The sequence below is a fragment of the Paenibacillus sp. GCM10027626 genome (assembly GCF_042676285.1).
GTDB lineage: Bacteria > Bacillota > Bacilli > Paenibacillales > Paenibacillaceae > Paenibacillus_Z.
The window spans coordinates 104,653-127,514 of record NZ_JBHTHC010000021.1 but is presented as its reverse complement, the minus strand read 5'-3'; the positions used below and the strand labels follow the sequence as shown (position 1 = coordinate 127,514).

Sequence of the window (22,862 nt, the reverse complement as noted above, 5' to 3'; positions counted from 1 at the left end):
AGGGAGTTTACGATGGGATTTGCAGCAGGACAATATGATGTAATCGTGGTTGGTGCCGGACATGCAGGCTGTGAGGCTGCGCTGGCAACATCACGCATGGGTTGTGAAACCTTATTGCTTACCATTAATTTGGACATGATTGCCTTTATGCCATGCAATCCTTCGATCGGCGGTCCGGCCAAGGGACATGTCGTACGCGAAGTTGATGCGATTGGCGGCCAAATGGGCAAAACAATCGATAAAACCTTTATTCAAATGAGAATGCTCAATACAGGAAAAGGGCCGGCTGTACATGCGCTGCGCGCTCAAGCTGATAAAGTGCAATATCAAAACTCGATGAAGCAAACTATCGAGGATGCTGAACGATTGACGTTGCGTCAAGGCATGGTGGATGAAATTCTTGTAGAAAATGGTCGATGTGTAGGAGTTGTAACTAAAACTGGCGCAGAATACCGTGCGAAAGTTGTCGTTTTGACGACAGGGACTTATTTGCGCGGCAAAATTATTATGGGTGAGCTCATGTACGAAAGCGGGCCGAACAATCAACAGCCGTCGGTTAAGCTATCGGAAAGCTTGCGCTCGCTCGGTTTGGAGCTTGTGCGCTTCAAAACAGGAACTCCGCCGCGGGTGCACAAGGATACGATTGACTTTTCCAAAACGGAAATTCAGCCTGGCGATGAGAACCCGCAGTTTTTCTCCTATGAAACCGAATATTCGAATAACGAGCAATTGCCATGCTGGTTAACATACACTTCGGAAGAAACGCATCGCATTATTAATGAGAACTTGCATCGTTCGCCAATGTTTTCAGGAGCGATTGAAGGGACAGGGGCACGTTATTGTCCGTCGATCGAAGATAAAATTGTTCGCTTCGCAGACAAACCGACGCATCAGATCTTTTTGGAGCCTGAAGGGAAAAGTACGGCCGAATACTATGTCCAAGGCTTGTCGACAAGTATGCCGGAGGAGGTACAAGTGAAAATTGTACGCTCAGTTCCTGGTCTGGAAAATGCAGAAGTCATGCGCAGCGGATATGCGATCGAGTATGACGCCATCGTTCCAACACAATTGTGGCCATCACTCGAAACAAAAGCTGTTCCGAATCTTTTCACCGCGGGACAAATCAATGGCACCTCCGGTTATGAGGAAGCGGCTGCACAAGGGGTTATGGCTGGCATTAACGCTGCACGCAAAGTACAAGGCAAAGAACCCGTTGTGTTAGATCGTTCCCAAGGTTATATCGGCGTGTTAATTGATGATTTGGTAACGAAAGGCACAAATGAACCGTATCGATTGCTGACATCCCGTGCAGAATATCGGTTGTTGCTGCGCCATGACAATGCCGATTTGCGTTTGACACCAATCGGTTACGAGGCAGGACTGATTTCTGAAGAGCGCTACAAGAAGTTTGAGCATAAAAAAGAAATGATCGAGCAAGAGCTCGCTCGGCTGAAAACAGTAAAGATCCGTCCTGAAGAGCATGTGCAGGAGCTTTTGGCATCACTGGGCTCAGCGCCGTTGCAAAATACGGTGGACGCATTTTCTTTGCTGCGCCGTCCTGAGGTTATGTATGCTCACATCGAACAGCTGACTGAACAAGCAGAGGGCCTGAATAATGAAATGAAAGAGCAAGTCGAGATCCAAATCAAATATGCGGGATATATTGACAAACAACTGCAGCAGGTCGAAAGATTGGCCAAAATGGAGAAAAAGCGTATCCCGGAAGATATCGACTATTCCGTCATTCATGGTCTGGCTACAGAAGGCAAGCAAAAGCTGGAGAAAGTAAGACCTATCTCGATCGGTCAAGCATCGAGAATTGGCGGCGTAACGCCGGCTGACATTTCCATTCTGCTTGTTTATTTGGAAAACTATAATAGGGTAGTCGCTGCACGGGGGTAAAAAATGAATCATAAACCGACTTGGTTTCAGGAAATGCTGGCTGCGCAAGGCATAACTCTGTCAGAGCGCCAGTTGGAACAATTCGAGCTCTATTACCAGCTGCTGGTTGAATGGAATGAAAAAATGAATTTGACTGGCATTACTGAACGTGAGGCCGTCTACGAAAAGCATTTCTATGATTCTATATCGCTATCGTTTTATATTGATGTAAAAGGGAGAAGCCTGGCAGACATCGGTTCCGGTGCAGGCTTTCCCAGTCTTCCACTTAAAATTTGTTACCCGGATATGAAAATCATGATTGTCGATGCTCTGAACAAAAGGATCCAATTTCTAAAGCATGTTGTAGAGCGGCTCGGCCTGGATCATGTTCAATGTGTACATGGGCGGGCTGAAGATATCGCCAGATTGCCGGAGCATCGCGATCATTATGATTTTGCAACTGCGCGCGCTGTTGCGCGTCTTAATGTGCTTGCAGAATTTTGTTTGCCGTTTGTTCGGCAAAACGGCTTGTTTATTGCAATGAAGGGTACGGCGCCAGACGAGGAATTAGTTGAGGCAACTGCTAGCCTGCAGCAATTAAAAGGAAAGCTAAAAGCCGTTCATCCAATGAAGCTTCCATTTGAACAGTCAGACCGGCATATGATTGTTATTGACAAAATAGCTGCAACGCCCAAAAAATTTCCTCGCAAAGCGGGCTTACCACTTAAACAGCCGATTACATAGCGAGATTAATACTGCAAAATGTTCCACGTGAAACATTTTTGTCATAATTATGTTTGTTGACGCTGTTTGTCAAGCAGGAAAATCATTTGCAGCCGAAGAATTATTGTATAACGACAATCCTCGGCATTTTGAATTCGGGTGGTAGTTGACGCGATGAAAGAACAATTTTCACGATTATTCGGCCTGTCCGAACAGAAAAACAATCAGGATGAAGTGAAGCAGGTAGCGGTGGATGAGATTGATACAAGTCCTTATCAGCCGCGAACGATCTTTGATGATGAACGTATTGATGAGCTATGTCAAACGATCAGAACACATGGGGTTATACAGCCGATCGTAGTGCGTGTTCGCAATGGGCGATATGAAATTATTGCCGGCGAACGGCGTTGGCGTGCAGTGAAAAAGCTGGGACTCCAAACAATCCCTGCTATTGTGCGCGAATTCAACGATTCACAAGCGGCGTCCATCGCGTTGATTGAAAATCTGCAGCGGGAAGGCTTGACGGCGATTGAAGAGGCGGTTGCCTATCAGAAACTGATTGACCTGCATCAATTGACGCAGGAAAGCCTTGCCCAGCGTTTAGGGAAGAGTCAATCGACAATTGCGAATAAAATTCGCTTGCTTGGTCTAAGCGAGCCTGTTAAGGCAGCGCTGGTCGCGCGGAAAATTACAGAAAGACATGCCAGAGCTTTATTGTCTTTGGATTCCGAAGAACTGCAATTGAAAGTGTTGGAAGATATTGTTGCAAAAGAGTTGAACGTAAAACAAACCGAGGCTCGTGTCGCGTTCTACAAGGAAGCGGCTACGATTAAAAAATCACGTCGTATTTCGTTTACAAAGGATGTTCGCCTAGCGCTGAACACCATTCGTCAGTCGATTGATATGGTGTCTGGATCAGGTATGCAGATTAAAACCAATGAGAAAGACTATGAGGATCATTACGAGATTGTCATTCAAATACCAAAAAGGTAATCCCATAATTATGATGGATTAGAGTTTCTTCATTTATTCGTATTTACGATGAAAACATGAGAAAATAGAGTTTATCATGCCGCTCCGAGCCGTCCGCTTCTTTAGGACGGCATCGCCTTTTTCTATTGCTTATTAAAGTGGAAAACTAGCGAATAGATTATAGATCAACATGCTATCACATAGAGGTGAACGGGTTTGTCAAAAACGATTGCGATTACGAACCAGAAGGGCGGTGTCGGTAAGACGACAACGTCTGTTAATCTGGGCGCTTGTCTCGCATCTTTGGGGAAAAAGGTTTTGCTCGTCGATATTGACCCTCAAGGCAATACGACGAGTGGGATCGGTATTAATAAGGCGGACGTGGTGCATTGCATCTATGACGTGCTTATTAATGATGTTCACCCGAAGGATGCAACTTTGCCAACTAATATTGAAGGGTTGCATTTGATTCCTGCCACGATTCAGTTGGCGGGCGCGGAAATTGAGCTTGTTCCGACGATATCGCGCGAGCACCGCTTGAAGAAATCATTGCAGCAAGTGAAAAGTCAGTATGATTACATATTGATAGATTGTCCGCCTTCACTCGGTATGCTGACGATTAACTCGCTTACCGCCTCCGATTCGGTCATCATTCCGATTCAATGTGAGTATTACGCCCTTGAAGGGTTAAGTCAACTGCTAAACACGGTCAGATTAGTACAAAAGCATTTAAATACTTCTTTGCAAATTGAAGGCGTGCTTTTGACGATGTTTGATGCCAGAACCAATCTCGGCATTCAAGTCATTGAAGAAGTGAAAAAGTATTTTCAACAAAAGGTGTACCAGACGATTATCCCCCGTAACGTTCGATTAAGTGAAGCTCCTTCCCACGGGCAGTCGATCATTACATATGATCCAAGATCCAAGGGAGCTGAAGTTTATCTTGAACTCGCGAAGGAAGTGATCATGTATGAGCAAGCGGCTAGGTAGAGGACTCGATGCGCTTATTCCATCGCTTTCTGTAAGCGAAGATGATAAGGTCATTGAAGTGGCATTAACTGAACTGCGTCCTAACCCTTATCAGCCAAGGAAAACATTTGATGATGAGGCAATTCGTGAACTGGCGGAGTCGATTAAACAGCATGGCGTTATTCAACCGATTATTGTCAGGACGGTCCTTAAGGGCTATGAAATCATAGCAGGTGAGCGACGTTTTCGTGCATCCCAGTTATGCGGCAATACTACGATTCCAGCTGTTGTGCGCAGCTTCTCCGACCAGCAGGTTATGGAAATCGCGCTTATAGAAAATTTGCAGCGTGAAGATTTGAATGCCATTGAGCTGGCTTTTGCCTATCAGGCATTGATGGACAAATTCAATTTGACGCAAGAAGAGCTGTCGATGAAGGTTGGTAAGTCGCGATCTCATATTGCCAACTTTTTGCGGTTACTTTCCTTGCCGGAGCAAATTAAGGAAAATGTTTCACGTGGAACATTGTCGATGGGACATGCCCGCGCGCTCGTAGGTGTGAAGGATGACAGCACAAAAAGAGAATTAGCTGAACAGACGATCACCCATGAGTGGAGTGTGCGCGACCTTGAGGAGGCAATTCAAAAGCTGGATGAGAAGAAGCCTTTGAAAGCAAAGCTATCCGCGAAGAAACGTGATCCGTATCTTGAACAGCTGGAAGAAACATTGCAGAATCAGTTTAAGACGACGGTGAAAATCAAGCAGCAAAAGGATAAAGGCCGGATTGAGCTTCTTTATTATAATAAGCAGGATTTAGAAAGATTACTGGAACTGCTTCAACAAATGGCTTAGGAAACAAATAGCATACTTGAGTGGTATCGTAAGATGAAGATATCGCTCGGGTATGCTATTATTAAAATATAAGAAAGTATAAGTTTTGCCTTATACCCAGCTTATATTTCTAAGGGGAGAAACTTGCCTCGCGCCAAGGACGGCGTCGGCCATTTCTTCTTAAAATATAAGAAAGTATAAGTTTCACCTTATACCCAGCTTATATTTCTGAGGGAAGAAACTTGCCTCGCAACAAAGGATGGCGTCAGCCGTTTCTTCTTGTATTGTTAAATCATTTAATTTGAGGTCTGGTTACAGGGGGGGAGTTCATGCGTCCGGAAGCTACTCAGCGTGGTGTTATCTATTTGGACCATGCGGCCACATCTTGGCCCAAGCCACCCGGTGTTACTGAAGCGATTGTTCAAGCGATGCAAGAGGATGCTGCCAATCCAGGCAGGGGAAGCCATCAGATGGCGGTCCGCGCCAGCCGAATTATGTTTGAGGCAAGAAAAGCGCTTGCCAAATTGTTTCGAATTGCTAATCCGAACGATATAGCCTTTGCAATGAATACAACAATGGCTTTGAATACAGCGATTAAGGGATTAGTAAAGCCGGGGGATCATGTCATTACGACAGCAGTTGAACACAACTCAGTACGCAGGCCGCTGGAATATTTGAAGAAAATCGCTAATATCGAAGTGACTACGATGGAGACCGATGAATATGGAAAGGTTGATATCGCTAGGCTTGAGCAATTGATTCGGCCTCATACAAGGGTGGTTATTGTCAATCACAGCTCCAACTTGTTAGGGTCGATAGTGCCATTAGCCGATATCGGAGCGGTTACCAGAAAGCATGGCGTTCATCTGCTGGTGGATGCGGCACAATCTGCCGGTTTGCTCGATATTGATGTCGAGGCAATGGGAATTGATTTGTTGGCGTTTCCTGGTCATAAAGGACTGTTAGGCCCGCAGGGGACGGGAGGGCTCTACATTCATCCTAAGGTCGAGCTGGAGCCGCTGCTGCATGGGGGAACAGGCAGCCAGTCCGAGTCGCTGGAGCAGCCTACAGTGCGTCCTGACCGGTTTGAGGCTGGTACGCAGAATTGTCCGGGATTAGCCGGGTTGAAGACAGGCGTGCAGTACGTGCTTGAGCAGACGCCCAAGCGTATTTATGATCATGAGTGGTCTTTAGTGCAGTATATAATGGAAGAGCTGCAGACCATCGGCGGCATCCGAATTCTGGGGCCGGCTTCGGGCTTGCCGCGCACAGGAATTGTATCTTTTATTGTCGAAGGGATTGATCCGGCAGAAACAGCATTTATTTTGGATCAGCATTATCAAATCGCGGTTCGTGCCGGCTTTCATTGCACACCGTTGGCACACGGTACAGCAAGAACGCTTGCGACAGGGGCTGTTAGAGCGAGTGTGGGATGCTTCACGACAAAGAATGAAGCGGAAGCACTTATTATGGCAATCGGGGAAATTAAAAAACATTATAATTAAGTCAATTTCAGCAGCTCGCGTATTTGTGAGATTGACTTAAGTCAACAGCCTTTAAGCAGGGGAGAGACCAGATATTTATGGAAGCGATTGAACTGAGGCCGATGGATCTTGTGACCATTGCCTTATTCTTTGTTGTTATACTTTTGTTAATTCGTACTTTAATCCTCGGCGGAAAGTTGAAGCGGCTGCGCCGATCCTATTTGGAATTTATGGATGGATCGGGAGTCAATAATCTGGAGGAAATTCTCATTATGCTGCAGGAGCAGATGCAGGTTCATGAGTACAATCATACATCGCTCTCAGCGGAGCTTGAAAAGGTGAAGGAGCAGCTGCGCTCCAAGAAGGGTAATGTCGGCGTTCATCGCTATAACGCCTTCTCAGAGCCTGGCAGCAACTTGAGCTTTTCCTTTGCTATAGTGGACGACAAGCAAACAGGGATGGTGCTAAGCGGCCTTCATGCGAGAGACACTACCTATTTATATGCCAAGCCTGTAAAAGAGGGTCAGTCTGAATATACTTTGACTGAAGAAGAGAAAAAAGCGCTTAGTCTTGCATTACAGCAGGAGGATTCATAGAGCGCGAGCGCACGGTTTGGACAACAGCAGAGAAAAGGCTGCAGGCAATAACATCAGCCATATGCATCACAAGATGGAGACGAGTATTCTGCAGTACAAAATACTCCATAAATCCGCCAACATTCACGATTCCGGTAATATGCATATTTCCGACGGGCGGCAGTTCCTTGTTAACGCCGGCACCAGGACGGACGGGACCTGTTCCGACTTGGATATTGCCTACACTCGACACCTGCCCAAGGCAAGCATCGATCCCAATAATGAACGGGTTCGGAGTTTTCTTTTCAATTTGCTGCAAGGTATCATTTAAATTTAGGGCATGAACAGGCTGTTCCAATGTACCATAAAGGTCGAAGAAGAGGCTGCGGTATTTGCTTAGTCCTGAACCGACAAGCGGGCCAAGGGCATCACCGGTCGAACGGTCCGTACCAACACAAACAATGACAATGCGTGCATCATGTGGCGCGTTATGCAGCAGATCAGTAAGTTCATTAATAAGAATGCCCATTACATTCGGTTCGGTATGAGCTACGTTCAGTGGTGAATCTTTCGTTCGTGCTAGTTTCATCTAACTAACCCCTCCTGCCTTTTGTCCGACCAAGGTGGAGCAAATGCTGGTCTTATGGCTTTTTCCTCATAGCTTTTCTACTAGCTAGTATATGGATGACAGCGTTATTTTATACTTGGACTAGAGGAAGCAATTTGATTCTATTCTGAGGGGGATAAGGGTGTTAATAGCATTCGATTCTACACAGCAGGCATTGCGGGCAGAAATGTTGCTAGAGTATGCGGATATTGAAATAGATACGCGGCCAACGCCTAAAGAAATTACAGCCGGCTGCGCCTTATCAATTGAGTTTCCGGATGATGACCTGCAGCAGGTTGGGGGAATCATTATTAGTGAAAATGTAGAGGTGCGCGGGATTTTTCAAGCCAGTGCGGAAGGCGGCTATGAATTAGTTACAGGCTGGGAAGCTTAAAGGGGGGCAGTGAATATTGGAACGCAAGCAATTCGATTTAGGCGATATCGTACAGATGAAGAAAGCTCATCCGTGTGGAACGAATGAAATGGAAATTATTCGGATGGGGATGGATATTCGCATCAAGTGTGTCGGCTGCAAGCATAGCGTATTGGTGCCGCGAGTAAAGTTTGAGAAATACATGAAAAAAGTATTACGGCAGGGTCCGGGTTCGGGCTCAATGAAGCAATCAGCAGAAAATAATGACGGTTTGAATGAGTAGAAATAGCTTGCAATTGGACGTGTAGTGTGTTAAGATAAGTATCGCTGACCGGAATGGAAAGGTACCCAAGAGGCCCAAGGGGGCTGACTCGAAATCAGCTAGGCGTGTCACAGCGTGCGTGGGTTCGAATCCCACCCTTTCCGCCATCATCCAAATTACCCCGCTGTTATGCGGTTATCAGTCCGATATGTGGTATGCATGCATAGCGGAATACATATGTTTGGGATGCTAACTGATTCGTTTGCACCTGACTGATCTGATCCTTCTACGCAATTAGAGCGTAGGGGGGTTTTTCGTTTTATGGATAAACGCATAGGCCGCCGTACAATCGGCGAGAGAGTTCCGATCGAACCCGCAGGGCCACCGTCGTATACGTTGGATGAAGCGATTAAAGTTAAGCGCGCTAAGAATTTGAAGGATCGGACAATCAACGGATCGGAACAACAGGCATAGAGGCTGGTCTGAAAAAGAAGGGAACTGTTGCCTTTGAGGTACCCGCTGATGCTTCCGATTTTAAATTAGCGAAAGCGATAGTATGATCGAAACGGGAAAGGCAAAGTACGTTTACATAATTAGATATGTAAGTAAGTAAGTAAAAAGCCGTTGGAGAATCCGCACTCCTAACGGCTTTCGAAAACTTTACGGTACTTTTCGTTCGCTCACTCCGAGATACGATTTAAGCCCGTCTTGAAGTACGCGCGAAAAATTGACGTTCTGTTCCGTTGCTAGATCGTCAAGCCATCGCGGGATTGTCAGCGTCTTTTTTACGGCTTTCTCCGCCATATGATCGCGGAAAGGCGGCATCCAGACGTCAATGAAGGTAACGACCTGATCCGCCGAATCGAGCGTGATATCGCGCAGGCTTGACGGAGATGGGATTTCGTCGCCGTCGCGTTCCATGCCGTAGAGATGCAGCGAGAGACATTCTTTCGCGTTGTGTACGGCTTCCTCTTCGTTAGATCCTTCCGTAATGGCTCCGGGCAAGTTCGGAAATGTAACCGTAATGGCTTCGGGCTGGCCGGTGTTATCGTAAGTGTAATCGAACACGGCCGGGTAAACATAGCGATCCTTTAACATCGCGTTCACCTCCTACATTATTTGGCATTTATGTGATGAGGCAAGGGGGCTTATTTCAGCCCCGCCTGCTTCAGAATGCTTTGTACTGTTTTGAAACTGAGGTCTTTTCTTGGATACGGGATTGTAACCTTACCTTTCTTCGTCGGGTGTTTGAACTGATGATGACTGCCTGCTGCTTCGACGAAGTACCAACCGTCAGCTTCGATCGTTGCAATCATATCCCGCGAAGATTGGCCTCGCACTTGCTCGCCTCACCTCCTTATGTCTTGATTATAGAACGTATAATAACACGTGTCAAATAAATGATACGTTCTTTTATACGTGTTGTTAAGGACGAAAAGAAAACCGTGACAATTTTTTTCTTGTTTTTAAGTACTGCATCCTGTAAGTCGCTGCTACTGATAGTTTAGTACTATGGGCCCTGTCCGTAGCAGTTTCAGTATTCACTCGTGTCACAGCGTGCGTGGGTTCGAATCCCACGTGCAACCTAAACTGATCTCACTCCGTCAAGAAGTTGAGGTGAGATGAATATGCGAATATCAAGAGTCATCATCTTGGGGGCAGTCTTGTTGTTAGGCTTGCCGGGTTGTGGGACTAAACAAGAGGTATCCCTCCCAACGGCGCCAAGCCCGGCACACACATCCGGAGCACAGGCTTCGGAGAACAACGACGATCAGGTAATCGTTAGCCGTACGCTCGGATTCAGTCGAGTGAACGAGAAACCTTATGGCACTTTCTTCAAGAAGGAAGAGATTGCTGTCTTCGCGAAAGCGGTCAAGTCCGCAGACAAGATGCAGGGTATGCTTGACGTGCCCCAGTCAGATTATGATGTCGTGCTGGTCCAGGGTGGCAAGCGAAAGGAATTCCACCTGTGGGTCGATGCGAGCACCAAGTACGGAATGATCACCTATGTCTCCGAAACGGGACAGGGTTACAGGCTGACGGAAAAATCAACTCGCGCACTATACGATCTGATATGGGGATTGAAGTATGACTCGAAGCAGGCGGAGACCAACGGGGATATCGTGAACATTCATGGCAAACTGATCAATCAGGACGTCTGGGAGCAGTTCGCTGCGAACGTAAAGAGCGGCGCCAAGAGCGAGGTGCAGGTCGTGCAATACACGATTGAAGGCGATCCGATCTTCAACAATTTGTCTTTCGACGGCGAGACGATCAGGAACATATACGAGAACACGCACGATGCCTATGGTACGCCAATGAAGCGGTATGCCTTCTGCAAAGCAATAGAAGAAAAGAAGTCAGACCAAGGCACGGTATATGAACTCGCCTCATGCGGAGAAGGTGAGGCCAAGGAAGGCTGGTTCAGCTTGCTCGTCCCTTGATGGATACTCACATACTATTTTAAAGAAAGAACCTGGCGGAATAGATCCTGCCAGGTTTTTTAGCGTTTCGTTTTCTAGGCCGGGGCTGCCGAAAGGGAGCGCCGATAGGAACCGCCGGCTGACATTCCAACGGTTACTATTGGAGATTGCCGAGCAGTACGACAGGGACGAGCATTACGGTATTTCTGCCGTCGAGGGTGACTTCGACGACGAATCGGTTGGTCCCTTTCGGGCTGATCAAGGAGACATCGAACGAGATCTCTTTAGTCGTGTCGGGATAGATGGCGGAAAACAGCTTCGACGTTCCGGCGGGCGTCAGGCCGAATCCTTCCGGGCCATACCAGCGGATGTTGAGTATATCCGATATCTTATAACTGTTGCGGATGACCAAACGGATCGTCTTCGATTCTCCGGCCCGTATGACGGCCCCCTCCTCGCCGTAATCGACGACGATCTCAAAAAAGTCGAACCGGAATGCGGTGCCAGACGTTTTGGAAAAGAGCGGCTTGAATTTGTCGTCATTGTCTTTCAGCGACGCCGATTCCAGATCGTTCAGCTGCGTCGGCTCGTCCGCTGAGAGAGTCAGCGGCCCCTTCTTGCCGGCGATCACCTGCCGGGCTATCGACTCGACTCGATCGGTCAATTGATAAATATCGGCAGGCAGTTGGTCCCCGTAAACTCCAAGCTCCCCCAAGTTCAAACAAGCTGTCTTGATGCCGGTGCCGATTGGCGCGATCCAGCGTTCGGGAATCGCATCCAGGCCGTACAGGATGCCGAACAGCGCTCCCAAGGTAGCGGCTGTGCAGTCGGTATCTTCCCCACAATTTACCGCCGTGCAGAGCGTCTTATCGAAATCGCCTTCCCCGTAGAGCAGGCCGAGAATGACGATCCCGAGATTGGCAGGCGCGTCCCAGCCCGGAATGCCGTCCTTGAACCCTTTCTCCTCGTCCTCCTGAGAAATGCCCGCCCACACTGCATATTTGCCCCGATGATGGCGGAGCAGGTCGTCCCGGGCCTCTTCCCAATTCAAGCCTTGCCGATAGGAAGACTCGGCATGCCGGATCGCGCGTGCAACGCCGCAGTTGTCCGGAATGTAAGAAAGGCCGATCGCGATCAGAGAATCGATATTCCGCTCGACGAAAGCGGCGCTCTCTAGGGCGGCGCAGAACACTTCCGCATAGACGCCTTCTCCGTTGCCGTGATCGATGATGGCGTCCTCGTATGCATAACGCGCGGCCAGCTCGGGATAACCCGGCGCGATGCATGCCCATATCTCCGATCGAATGAAAGCTCCGTTGCTATGCTTGAATATGTTGTTGGCGGTGCCGCTCAGCGGGGGCATCAGTCCCGCGCGCATGTTCACCTTGGCAATGCCGTATTCAGCCCAGTGAGGCGTGACGTAATGAAGCCAATACTCGCTGAGCAACCGCGCGTCTACGTCGATGCCTTTCTCTTCGAGAGCGATCAGCCACAGCAGCTGAATATCCAAATCGTCGTTCGGCAAAGGGTTTCCGTCAAGCTGCTGCGTGTAGAACGATACCCGGTTCAACTGTCTTTTGAATTCGAAAGGAGCGCCGAGCGTACCGCCGATATTTTTTCCCATCCAGCAGCCGAGCACCTTGTTGCGGTATTCCTTTTCGTTCATGATCATTTTGTCATCCCCTTGTCAGAAATTGTTCCACCCGATTATAGCACTGGCATTCCGCTCGAAAATATCGATATTTTAGGCTGTTGATATCGGAAAATGAAGGAGTTTCGGCTGCGGCCCTGCAGCGCGTACCGTCAAGAAGGAGAAACGATTCGTATTGTCGAATTGTGACAGAAATCGGACATGCGAAGCTGCTCGTCCGTTATGACGTAATTTTTATGCTGTACGTTCCCCAATTCGACAAGGCGGTGATGCGGTGTATAATATGCTGATTGTAGATGACGAAGAGGAAATCCGCAGAGGGCTGGAAGTCCACGATTGGGAAGCATTGGGCATCCGCTTGTCCGGTTGCTGCGATAACGGCTTGACGGCTTGTCAGCGATTGTACGGCGAGCCGGTCGACATTTTGCTCACGGATATTCGTATGCCCTTCATGGACGGCTTCGAGTTAACCAATTGGATTATGCAGCGGTTTCCTTTTACGAAAATCGTCCTTCTTTCCGGCTACAACGATTTTCAATACGCGCGTCAAGGCATCCGGTACGGCGTTTCCGATTATTTGCTGAAGCCCGTAAGCGGAGCGGATATCGACGAGGCCTTTGGGAAGATCATAAAGGAACTGGACGCCAAGCGCTTAATCGAAATCCGGACGGCGGCATTGGAGAGAAAGGCGAAGCTGTCGGCACATTTCTTGCGCCAGCGTTTCATGCAGCGGCTGCTATTCCAGCGGCTGACACCGGACGAAATCGAGGAAGGCTGCTCGGAAGGCGAGATGGTGCTGGAGAGCGGCCGCTATGCCGTCTGGATGTTAAGGATTGACCGTAAGGCGGAGCTGCCGGGGTACTATACAGACCGGGAGTGGGACTTGATTCTGTTCGCGCTCGGCAATATTTTGACGGAAATCTGGGACGGTACAAGGCAAGGCTATCATTGGATCGATACGAATACGGGCAGATGCTGGCTGTTGTGCGCCAACGGCGAGCTTTTGGAAGAATCGGATTCGATGCCTGCAAAGGCGGCGGACAAGGCGGCTCTTGTCGCGGAAAATGTTAAGCGTTTTCAGGGGCTGATTATGTCCACCGTGTCCTACGGACTAGGGCCTGTCGTTCGGGACCCCTCGCAGATTTATTTATCTTGCCTTGCTGTTGCCGACGCCATGAATGTGAATGCAGGCAAGGGCATTGCGCTTGTCGAGCCGATGACGGTTCCGGGGAGGGAAGAGGGCTGCGACAGGACTGCCGATAACGGGAGCAGACTCCAGATCAAGGAAGCGGCCGCCATCGGCTTGATTGAAGAAGCGAAGCGGTTTATCGACGCGAATTTCGAACGGTCGATTTCTTTGCAGGATGTGGCGGAGCACATTCACTGCAATCCCAACTATTTGAGCTCGCTGTTTCGCAAGACGACGGGTAAAAATTATATCCACTACTTGACCGACCGCCGAATGGAGCAGGCGATCAAGCTGCTGCGGACGACCGCTTACAAGATCTATGAAATCTCGGAATCGGTGGGTTATTCCACGCCCGCGTATTTCGTCGATTTGTTCCGGAAACGTTACGGGCAAACCCCGAATGAATTCCGATCTCCTCTCGGAAACGCCGGGGAGGGGGAGCATTGAACTGGACGCATCGCAAACGGATTATCATAGCGGTCATCGGGCTGTCGCTCTGTACGCAGATCGTGCTTGTCCTCATAGGGATTATTGGGGCGAACCGGATGGATCGCGAAATCGAGGCGCAAGCCCGCGCCAAACTGCTGGATTCCGCCAGCCACAACATAGCCGCATATTTCAGTCAAATGACTTCCATGATCAGCTTCCTCCAGTCCGGCGAGTTAGGCGAATACGTCAGTTCCTATTTAGGACTTCAGGACGCTGATTCGATCGCCAGAAAGACGGATCGAGTAAACGCGGTCCTTGGGCAAATCCGCCTTTCTGACAGCCTTATCGATTCGATCTATTTGCTCGGCAATTTCTCGTTTCAACGGAGCGTAGTGATCCGCGCGGGGCAGCAATATTTGTCGGAGGAAACCGCACCGACCGTTGACGATCTGGTTAACGCCAATCTGCTGCCGATCTTGCATTATATGAGAAATCGTCCCATCGTTTTCAGGCCTGGGGAACTGACCGGCCGCCTTAGGATTTCGCCTGCAATGCCGCCCGCTCAAGAAGAGGATGTCCGCAAGCTGGCGAAGGAGCTTGAAGGGCGCGTCATTCTGAACGGAGGCGTCATCGAGGCCAATCCGAAATCGTTCATCGTCATTGTGGTCTTGAAGGAAAACTTGCTTGCTTCGCTGGCCAATGCCGATGAGTACGACTCGTTCACGCTGGCGGACCCTGACGGGCGGATTATCGATAGGACGGCCCCGCTCACAGGCAAGGATGTTGTCAGTCAAGAGAAGACGATCGACGCCTCGGGGCTGAAACTAACCTTGCATACGCAAAGAAGCGCTGGCGCAGGAGCGAATAAATCGGCTTTCTTGCGAAAATATATGCTCTTCTTCATGACCGTAACGGCGTTAACCTTCCTCATCGCTCAAGTTTTCTCGCGATATCTGATCTTGCCCTTCCGCAAGCTTTCCCACCGGATGACCAAGCAGCATTTGGTGTTTCCGCTGCAGTACTTGCGCCCGGATGAAGTGAACAAGGGAGTGCTGCCCTCGTTTTCCTTGCAGAAGAAGCTGGTCGTTTTGTTTTTCATTGCCGTCTGCTTGCCGTCCTTGTCTTCCGGAGTTGCATACGATCGCTTCCTTCACTCGTTTGCAGTCCAGCAAATGAAGCCTGCAGTCAAGCGGTATGCGGATCAGGTCGGCATGAATATTCGCCGGCAATCGGTCATGTACGTGGATTTGATTCGCAAATTATCGTTGAATCAGACGTTTATCCAGCAATTGACCAGCCAGAGCCTGGGAAGGGCATCCGCCCCCCTCCAAGCGCCCGACATATCCTTTCTTGAGTATTCGGGGATTAACGACGCCTCTTATTTCGTTCTGTACAATTTGCTCGGGACGCTTGTCTACACCAATCAAAACGCCCAATCCTTCAATTATTTAACGCTGGACGGGGAGACAAGACAACGAATCGATCGCGCGAATGACGCCATTTGGCTATCGAACGGCAGAGATCTCTTTAATCAGCCGACCGTATCGCTTGTTAAAGCCGTTTTTGACATCAATTCGCCCTCCTTGAGACCGATCGGCTACATCCAAATTGTTTTTGCGCAGTCGGCTTTCCAATCGATTCTTCCGCAAAACGACGCCTTTACCGCGACATTGGATGCTAGTGGAAATCTGCTTTTTAAAAACGATATGCTGCGCAAAACGTCAGGCATTTCACTCTCGAAAGCGGGGAGCTCGCCTGAATATATCGTGTCGATCGGGCGACCGGGCGTGGCGCTGGTCTACGATGACAAAGATAGGAACTGGCGTACGCATTTCATGGAGCCGACAGATGCCGTCGATGCGGTGCAGCGCGAGCTTATCGTCCAATATGCGAGCGTAATCGTCGTAAGCATTGCAATCGCGATGCTGCTCGCATTCGGACTGTCCAGATGGCTGCTTCGTTCGCTGGAGCATCTTAAGCTGGCCATGAATAATCAAATCGAGGAAGCGAAGATGGATCGGAGAATCGCCGTCGCGGGCAAGGGGAAGGACGAAATCAGCGAACTGATCGAAAATTACAATCGTATGCTGACACGGATAAACGGACTGATGGAGGAAAACATCCGGATTGCGGAGGAGAACAGTCTCGGCAGGATGAAGCAGCAAGAACTGCAGTCTCTCAAAATGCAGGCCGAGCTGAATATGCTGCAGCTGCAAATCAACCCTCATTTTCTTTATAACACGCTGCAAAGCATCGGCATGCGATCGAAAGGCTCGGGAGACGAAGAAGCCAGCTTTATGATATACGCGCTGGCCGATCTTTTCCGCTATAGCATCGGACAAGACGGTCATGACGGCCACCACGTGGACCTGGCGGAAGAAATCAGGCATACGCGGAACTATTTAACAATCCAGGAATTCCGTTTCAAAAATAAGTTTTCGGTTGAATGGAATGTCTCCGAAGAGGCCCTTTCATGCCGAACGATCCGGTTCATTCTCCAGCCTCTCGTCGAAAATGCGATCACGCACGGATTTCTGAATTCGATCCGCAGCGGGACGGTATGGATCGACGCTTCACTAAGCATGGGGGAATTGATACTTTCGGTGAGAGACAACGGTATGGGGATTGAGCCGAAGCGATTGGCCGCAATTAAGGAGAAATGGGGAAATGGCATGCGAACCGGCAAGGAATCTGAGGGAACGGAAGAAGCGCATGCACCGCTTGCGGGCGGCACGGGCATCGGGTTGAACAATGTTTTTCACCGGCTCAGACTGTTTTATGATGGGGCGGCCAAGATGGAGATCGAGAGCGAATGGTTTGAAGGAACGTCGGTCCGGCTCGTGATTCCGCAACCGATTCCGCGGACAAGATGAAAAAAACGATAGAAAACGGTGAATTTTCTCTAATTGAGCGCAATAGATGTCCTTGTTACAATTAGAGCAGGAATTGCGGCCGCAGTCCGGATCAACTACGTCCATTAGGGGGAGCGCTTGGTGTCAAAAAAACGAATAAATCCATTGGCGGCGCTGCTGCTGGTTTTCTCGCTGGGGATCGCCGGATGCAGCGGCAACGTAACGTCTTCGGGTACCGATACTGGCAAGGAAGGAAAGACAACAGAGGGATCGGCGGCGGATGCCGGAAAGAAAGTGACCATTCGAATCCATCTGGCCGAAGGGGAAATATCGAAGGAGCAGATCGAAACGTTCGAAGCCGAACATCCGAATATCGATCTGGAGCGGGTCGATACCGATTTCAACAAGCTGATGGGACAGATCGCCGCCAACTCCGACACAACGCCGGATATTTTCAGGCTGATGGGAGCCAGCGAGTTTCCGTTTTATGCCAGCCGAGGGCTTGCGCTCAATCTGCAGCCGTATTTTGACAAAAGTAAATATTTTAAACCGGATGACTTGATCGAGACGACTAATATTTACCGTTGGGACGGAAAAGTGTCGGGGAAAGGCGATATTTACGGTTTTCCTAAAGACTGGGCGCCGGATTTCACCCTGTTCATCAATAAGAAAGCGTTCGAAGCCGCAGGCATTCCGATTCCGAGCGACAAGGAGCCGCTAACCTGGGAAAAGGTGATGGAGTACGCCGAGAAGATGACAGTCAAGGAAGGGAGCAAGATCACCCAGTGGGGAATATACGATCCGCTCATAGGAGGAATCGGACTCAATCAGGACATCATGCTGGCACAGTTATCCTCGCTTGGCCAATCTTTGTACACCGCCGACAATAATGAAATCGTGCTGAACTCGCCCGAGGCGAAGCGAGTCGTCCAATACTGGGTCGACGCCGTGAAGAAGCCGATCGGCCCCAGCTTGCTGCACTCCGAGGCGGCCCATCCCGTCGAGTTGTTCGCCCAGAACAAGATCGGCATGATTATGGTCGGATATTGGTTCAGCGGCTTGCTTAGGAGCAACGACCTGACGAAGAACCGTCTGGACGATTTTATGATGCTTCCCGCGCCCGTGATGAGCGGAGGAAAACGCGTCGAGGCGACCCGCAGCGGAACCGGCGGCATCATCTACAGCAAGACGAAGCATCCGGAGGAAGCATGGACCGTATTCGAATGGTTCTACGGCGGCAAGCCGGCGGACGAACGGGCGAAGAGCGGCTGGGGGCTGCCGAGCTTCAAGTCGAAGATCGATCTTCTGCCGAAGGAGACGAATTTCGACAAGCAGACTTACGGCGTTATAACGGACGCGCTGAATGAGCTTTCCACCCTTCCTTACAATCCTTATATATCGGCTACGGCTTTCGGAACGCTGCTGGACAAATATATGACGCCGGTGTTTTTCGACAAGGATACGGCGGATGGAGCGATCGATAAAATCGCGAAAGAAGTGAAAATTCAAATCCGCGAGAACAAAGATATCGTCGGCGTAAAATGACAATACAACAAGAGGAAGGATGACTGGCTCCGATGGGGAAGGCCGTGCGAAAAGAGAGCCGGGAGTTTTACATACTGACGTTTCCGTGGCTCGCCGTGTTTTTGTTGATGTCCTTCTATCCGATGCTTTACGGTCTTTACTTGAGCTTTACCAACTACGCGGGATTCAATTTCGATAATGTGAAATATGTCGGTCTTCGAAATTACAACAACGTGTTTTTTGACAGCGACGCGATGTACGCGCTGGGACGTTCTTTTTATATCGGCTCCCTGAATGTATTGTTCAGCACGGTGTTTGGATTCCTGATCGCCGTCCTGCTGAACAATAAATTCAAAGCGATCGGTTTCTTCCGGTCGCTCTATTACCTCCCGGCTATTCTGCCCATTACGGCGGTCGGGCTGATGTGGAAGCAGTTGTTCGCATCGACGGGCGTACTCAACGACTTCCTTGCCTGGACGGGCTTCCAGCCGATCAATTGGCTCGGGTACGACCATGCCGCGATGTCGCTGCTTATTTTGCTCAGCTGGGGCTGCGGGGGAGGTATCATTATTTATTTGGCGGGGTTGAAGGGTATCTCGCCGGAGTTGTATGAGGCGGCGGCGATCGACGGAGCGGGCGCGTTCAGACGTTTTCGGCTGATCACAGTTCCGTTAATGACACCCGTCATATTTTTCAATCTCGTCTTCGGTATCATCGGTTCTCTGCAAATTTTTGCCCAGGCGACGCTTCTTTCCCCGAACGGTGGCTTGATGGGCGTTCCGATCCGGCCGATCTACCTGTATCTGGTCCATACGTTCCAGCAAATCTTCATGTTCCAGCGCTATGCGTATGGGCTTGCTTTGCTATGGGTTCTATTCATCATCACAATTCTGCTTACCCTTATCGTCTTCGGCACGAGCAGGCTGTGGGTACATTACGAATCAGGTGATCGAAAAGGAGGCTGACTCTTGACGCAGCATAACGCAACCCGAATCTTCCTCTACGGCTTGCTCCTGGCGCTGGCGCTCGTCTTCTCGTTTCCGCTGTATTGGATGGCGGCAAACTCTCTCCAGCCTCTTCTAACGGGTACGACTTGGTTTCCCGTAAAACCGACGCTGGAAAACTACCGCTTAGCTTTTACGCTTCAGCCTTACTGGATGTTTTTTCGCAACTCGTGCATTCTTGCTCTGATTTCGGTCGGGATCCCGATTTTCACGAGCTTTTTCTCCGCCTTTGCGTTTGCTAGGTTGAGGGCCAAGTTAAAGGGCTTGATGTTTATGGTTATTTTGGCGACGATGATGATTCCGCCGACGGTAACCCAAATCCCCCAGCTTGTCCTGTTCAAACAATACGGGCTGCTCGGAACTTACTGGCCATGGATCATCGGCGGACTTGGCGGAAGTCCGTTCATCATCTTTCTATACCGGCAATTTTTCATGAATGTGCCGAGAGAATTGGATGAAGCGGCGCGCATCGACGGCTGCTCGACTTTCGCGATCATCTGGCGCATCTACATCCCGATCTCGGTCCCGGTTGTCGCTACGGCGGCCATCATGTCTTTCAACGCAAGCTGGGGCGGAGACTACCTGGCACCCTTCATGTTCCTGCAGGAGAGGCAGTATCCGTTATCGACACAACTGATGCAGGTCGGATACATCTTGCCGAATTCACCCAATGTGGACCTGTTCCAAGTAAAGCAGGCCGCTATGCTCGTCTTCGTTCTGCCGATTCTGATCGTTTTTTTGTTCGGACAACGGTTTTTGATCAGCGGCATTATGACGGGCTCTATTAAATCGTAGAGAATGCGGCTGGACTAGAAAGACCGGTTTTGGGAGCCGGCGGAGCGATACTGGTCGTCATTCGTTCCCGAAACGTGCCGAATCAACGAGTAAAAAGTTCAAGCCGAAATTCAAATAGAGGAATGATCATCATGACGAAGCGGTATCCAACGATCATACATGAAGGGATGCATTTGCATTACGAAGAGACGGATAACGGGAACTGGCAGCGGGCGTTCAGTCCCCTGCCGCTGGAGCCAGATGAGGGAAGCGTCGCTTATCCCCATTTCCAGGTGGCGATTGCGGGCTTTCCCCAAGGACGCAGTTCGGCCGGAGCGACCGGCTACTCTGCATTGTTTGCGGAGATGCGAATGGAACGGTTTGAACCGTCCGAGAGCGGATTGTTCACCCGCTACAAGCACGACAAACTGGGGCTTGCGGTGGAAGTCGCCATGACATTCATACCAGGTACGGCGATGATTTATCAATCCGTCTCCGCCGTCAACGAGGGAGACGAACCGATCGTGTTGACGCAGCTGTCCTCCCTGCATCTGCAGGGGATTGCTTTGGGCGGCTGCAGGCCTTGGCACGATCGGAGCAAAGTGAAGGTGCACTATTGCCGGAACGCCTGGGAAGGAGAAGGCCAATGGCGAAGCGACGATCTGGAAACGCTCGGGTTATTCGAGACCTCCGTCCATCCCGAATTAGCCACCATCTCGTTCTCGTCTGTTGGCAGCTTCAGTACCGCGCATTACGTTCCCATGATCGTTATCGAAGATATGGAAACAAGCCAGGTCTGGTATTTGCAAATAGAAACTTCCTCCAACTGGAATATCGAAATCGGCCATCGGCGCGCCTGGAATCGGCCGAACGGATCGCTGTATGTCTACGCGGACGGAGCCAACGAGCGGGTTGGCGGCTGGATGAAGGAGCTGCAGCCGGGCGAGCGCTTCGAAGCGGTGCCGATCGCATACGGCTGCCGCGAAGGCTCGTTCGAAGACGCGGTGCGGGAGCTGACCAAATACCGCCGACGTTCCTGCAAGCCGAGGACGGCGCGCGAGGAGTTTCCGATCGTGTATAACGATTATATGAATGCGCTGTGGGGGAATCCGACATCGGAACGTCTTCTTCCTTTGATCGAAGCCGCGTCCCGGGCTGGGGCGGAATGCTTCTGCATCGACGCGGGCTGGTTCGCGACAAGGGAGGAGAACTGGTCGATGGGACTGGGCGACTGGCGGGAAAGTCCGGACCGGTTCGGGCCACTGGGGCTGCGCGGTATTTTGGCGGAAATCGGGAATCGGGGCATGATCCCCGGCGTCTGGCTGGAGATGGAGGTGTGCGGGGAGGAAGCGGAGCTCGGTTCGAAGCCTGACGACTGGTTTCTGATGCGGAACGGCCGGCGGGTCGGCGGAGGCTCGCGCTGGTTTCTGAACTTCGCCAATCCCGATGTCCGGAGCTATATGCTCGGTGTGATCGACCGGCTCGTCTCGCTTGGTGTCGGCTACATCAAGAACGACTACAATGATACGGTTGGGACGGGAGCCGACGGCTTTGGCGGTTCCAGCGCGAACGGAACGTTGCTGCATGCCCGCGCTTTTTACTCGTTCATTGACGAAGTTCGCGAGAAACACCCGTCGCTCATCATCGAAAATTGTGCTTCCGGCGCGATGAGGCAGGATTACGGCATATTGCGCCACTTCCATCTGCAGAGCTTCACCGATCAGGAAATTTATACGAGATGCCCCAGCATTCTGGGCGGAAGCCTTGCGACGGTGCTGCCGGAGCAGCTCGGCATTTGGGCATACCCTTATCCGCTGCTGCACAGCAACCTTGGCTCGCCGGAAACGGTCGATACTGATCGTTACAGGGAATCTATGGCTAGTGGTGAACAGACGATTTTCAACATGGTAAACGGATTGTGCGGTCAATTGTATTTGTCCGGCCGCATCGATGCGGCGGATGAGCGGAACGCGGCACTGATTACGGAGGGTGTCGGCATAGCGAAGCGTGAACGGGCTTTTGTGCGATGCGCGTACCCCTTTTGGCCGATCGGGTTTACCCGAATCGGCGATTCCAACAGCTGGGCCAGCGTCGGCCTCATGTCTGAGGAAGCGGAACGGATGCTTCTGGCTGTGTGGCGGCTTGGCAGTCACGACGAATATATGGAATTGCCGCTTCGGGGGTGGGCGAACCATTCGGCTGAAGTGAACGTGCTGTATCCTGCAGGCTGCCAGTTGATCGAATCCTATTATAACAAACGGAAAGGCTCGCTCACCGTGCGTTTTCCCGGCCAGTACCAGGCAAGGTTATTTGAAATCAAACGCAGCGTTCGGTGTTGAGA

The 22,862-nt window shown here is 50.3% G+C and carries 21 protein-coding genes and 1 tRNA gene; 18 read left to right on the top strand and 4 right to left on the bottom strand.

The features are described from left to right. Window positions 1-12 precede the first annotated feature (12 nt). The 7 genes from mnmG (at window position 13) to ACFQ0N_RS30090 (ending at window position 7,454) form a co-directional block, all read left to right on the top strand. A complete protein-coding gene (mnmG, locus tag ACFQ0N_RS30120; protein ID WP_379333462.1) occupies window positions 13-1,902 on the top strand; it encodes a tRNA uridine-5-carboxymethylaminomethyl(34) synthesis enzyme MnmG in 1,890 nt (629 codons plus the stop codon). Between the two features lie 3 nt (window positions 1,903-1,905). After that, the gene (gene rsmG, locus ACFQ0N_RS30115) at window positions 1,906-2,625 is read left to right on the top strand and encodes a 16S rRNA (guanine(527)-N(7))-methyltransferase RsmG (protein WP_379333460.1); all 720 of its coding nucleotides are present in this window, start codon (window positions 1,906-1,908) and stop codon (window positions 2,623-2,625) included. A gap of 153 nt (window positions 2,626-2,778) precedes the next feature. Then, a complete protein-coding gene (gene noc / locus ACFQ0N_RS30110) occupies window positions 2,779-3,597 on the top strand; it encodes a nucleoid occlusion protein (protein WP_379333458.1) in 819 nt (272 codons plus the stop codon). 195 nt (window positions 3,598-3,792) lie between these two features. Continuing rightward, window positions 3,793-4,566, top strand: a complete 774-nt coding sequence (locus tag ACFQ0N_RS30105) for a ParA family protein (protein WP_379333456.1) — start codon at window positions 3,793-3,795, stop codon at window positions 4,564-4,566. Next, window positions 4,547-5,395 (top strand): ParB/RepB/Spo0J family partition protein, encoded by an 849-nt coding sequence (locus ACFQ0N_RS30100; protein WP_379333454.1) that lies wholly within the window; start codon window positions 4,547-4,549, stop codon window positions 5,393-5,395. The genes ACFQ0N_RS30105 and ACFQ0N_RS30100 overlap by 20 nt, the downstream gene beginning before the upstream one ends. Window positions 5,396-5,703: 308 nt before the next feature. Continuing rightward, on the top strand, window positions 5,704-6,879 hold the full coding sequence (locus ACFQ0N_RS30095; RefSeq protein WP_379333452.1) for an aminotransferase class V-fold PLP-dependent enzyme: 1,176 nt from the start codon (window positions 5,704-5,706) through the stop codon (window positions 6,877-6,879). Window positions 6,880-6,956: 77 nt separating this feature from the next. Then, window positions 6,957-7,454 carry a DUF4446 family protein gene (locus ACFQ0N_RS30090; RefSeq protein WP_379333450.1) on the top strand — a complete coding sequence of 166 codons (498 nt, stop codon included), beginning with the start codon at window positions 6,957-6,959 and terminating at the stop codon, window positions 7,452-7,454. On the opposite strand, the gene yyaC is transcribed toward ACFQ0N_RS30090, so the two are convergent. Further along, window positions 7,423-8,022: a spore protease YyaC gene (yyaC, locus tag ACFQ0N_RS30085; RefSeq protein ID WP_379333448.1), complete on the bottom strand. Its 600-nt coding sequence runs from the start codon at window positions 8,020-8,022 to the stop codon at window positions 7,423-7,425. The genes ACFQ0N_RS30090 and yyaC overlap by 32 nt on opposite strands. A 160-nt stretch (window positions 8,023-8,182) precedes the next feature. Between yyaC and ACFQ0N_RS30080 the strand changes: the two genes are divergently transcribed. From ACFQ0N_RS30080 to ACFQ0N_RS30065, 4 genes are all read left to right on the top strand, one after another. After that, the gene (locus ACFQ0N_RS30080; protein WP_379333446.1) at window positions 8,183-8,434 is read left to right on the top strand and encodes a putative Se/S carrier protein; all 252 of its coding nucleotides are present in this window, start codon (window positions 8,183-8,185) and stop codon (window positions 8,432-8,434) included. Between the two features lie 16 nt (window positions 8,435-8,450). Continuing rightward, window positions 8,451-8,696: a DUF951 domain-containing protein gene (locus ACFQ0N_RS30075; RefSeq protein ID WP_379333444.1), complete on the top strand. Its 246-nt coding sequence runs from the start codon at window positions 8,451-8,453 to the stop codon at window positions 8,694-8,696. Window positions 8,697-8,751: 55 nt separating this feature from the next. Further along, window positions 8,752-8,842, top strand: a tRNA-Ser gene (locus tag ACFQ0N_RS30070). A 154-nt stretch (window positions 8,843-8,996) separates the two neighbouring features. Next, window positions 8,997-9,149, top strand: a complete 153-nt coding sequence (locus ACFQ0N_RS30065; RefSeq protein WP_379333442.1) for a hypothetical protein — start codon at window positions 8,997-8,999, stop codon at window positions 9,147-9,149. Between the two features lie 186 nt (window positions 9,150-9,335). On the opposite strand, the gene ACFQ0N_RS30060 is transcribed toward ACFQ0N_RS30065, so the two are convergent. Beyond that, complete coding sequence (locus ACFQ0N_RS30060) at window positions 9,336-9,773, bottom strand: type II toxin-antitoxin system HicB family antitoxin (protein WP_379333440.1); 438 nt, start codon at window positions 9,771-9,773, stop codon at window positions 9,336-9,338. Window positions 9,774-9,823: 50 nt separating this feature from the next. Next, window positions 9,824-10,015, bottom strand: coding sequence for a type II toxin-antitoxin system HicA family toxin (locus tag ACFQ0N_RS30055; protein WP_379333438.1), 192 nt, complete (start codon window positions 10,013-10,015; stop codon window positions 9,824-9,826). 288 nt (window positions 10,016-10,303) lie between these two features. On the opposite strand from ACFQ0N_RS30055, the gene ACFQ0N_RS30050 reads away from it, so the two are divergent. After that, complete coding sequence (locus ACFQ0N_RS30050) at window positions 10,304-11,119, top strand: DUF4362 domain-containing protein (RefSeq protein WP_379333436.1); 816 nt, start codon at window positions 10,304-10,306, stop codon at window positions 11,117-11,119. Between the two features lie 136 nt (window positions 11,120-11,255). Here ACFQ0N_RS30050 and ACFQ0N_RS30045 read toward each other — a convergent pair whose 3' ends face one another. After that, window positions 11,256-12,770, bottom strand: coding sequence for an ADP-ribosylglycohydrolase family protein (locus ACFQ0N_RS30045; protein WP_379333434.1), 1,515 nt, complete (start codon window positions 12,768-12,770; stop codon window positions 11,256-11,258). Between the two features lie 262 nt (window positions 12,771-13,032). Between ACFQ0N_RS30045 and ACFQ0N_RS30040 the strand changes: the two genes are divergently transcribed. The 6 genes from ACFQ0N_RS30040 (at window position 13,033) to ACFQ0N_RS30015 (ending at window position 22,860) form a co-directional block, all read left to right on the top strand. After that, window positions 13,033-14,385: a response regulator transcription factor gene (locus ACFQ0N_RS30040; RefSeq protein ID WP_379333491.1), complete on the top strand. Its 1,353-nt coding sequence runs from the start codon at window positions 13,033-13,035 to the stop codon at window positions 14,383-14,385. Next, complete coding sequence (locus tag ACFQ0N_RS30035) at window positions 14,382-17,240, top strand: sensor histidine kinase (RefSeq protein ID WP_379333432.1); 2,859 nt, start codon at window positions 14,382-14,384, stop codon at window positions 17,238-17,240. Before ACFQ0N_RS30040 ends, ACFQ0N_RS30035 begins: the two co-directional genes overlap by 4 nt. A 120-nt stretch (window positions 17,241-17,360) precedes the next feature. Next, complete coding sequence (locus tag ACFQ0N_RS30030; RefSeq protein WP_379333430.1) at window positions 17,361-18,764, top strand: ABC transporter substrate-binding protein; 1,404 nt, start codon at window positions 17,361-17,363, stop codon at window positions 18,762-18,764. Window positions 18,765-18,796: 32 nt separating this feature from the next. Next, a complete protein-coding gene (locus tag ACFQ0N_RS30025) occupies window positions 18,797-19,708 on the top strand; it encodes a carbohydrate ABC transporter permease (RefSeq protein ID WP_379333428.1) in 912 nt (303 codons plus the stop codon). A 3-nt stretch (window positions 19,709-19,711) separates the two neighbouring features. Next, window positions 19,712-20,542: a carbohydrate ABC transporter permease gene (locus ACFQ0N_RS30020; protein WP_379333425.1), complete on the top strand. Its 831-nt coding sequence runs from the start codon at window positions 19,712-19,714 to the stop codon at window positions 20,540-20,542. Window positions 20,543-20,673: 131 nt separating this feature from the next. Then, entirely contained in the window at window positions 20,674-22,860 is a 2,187-nt protein-coding gene (locus ACFQ0N_RS30015; RefSeq protein WP_379333423.1) for a glycoside hydrolase family 36 protein, read from the top strand. Window positions 22,861-22,862 lie beyond the last annotated feature (2 nt).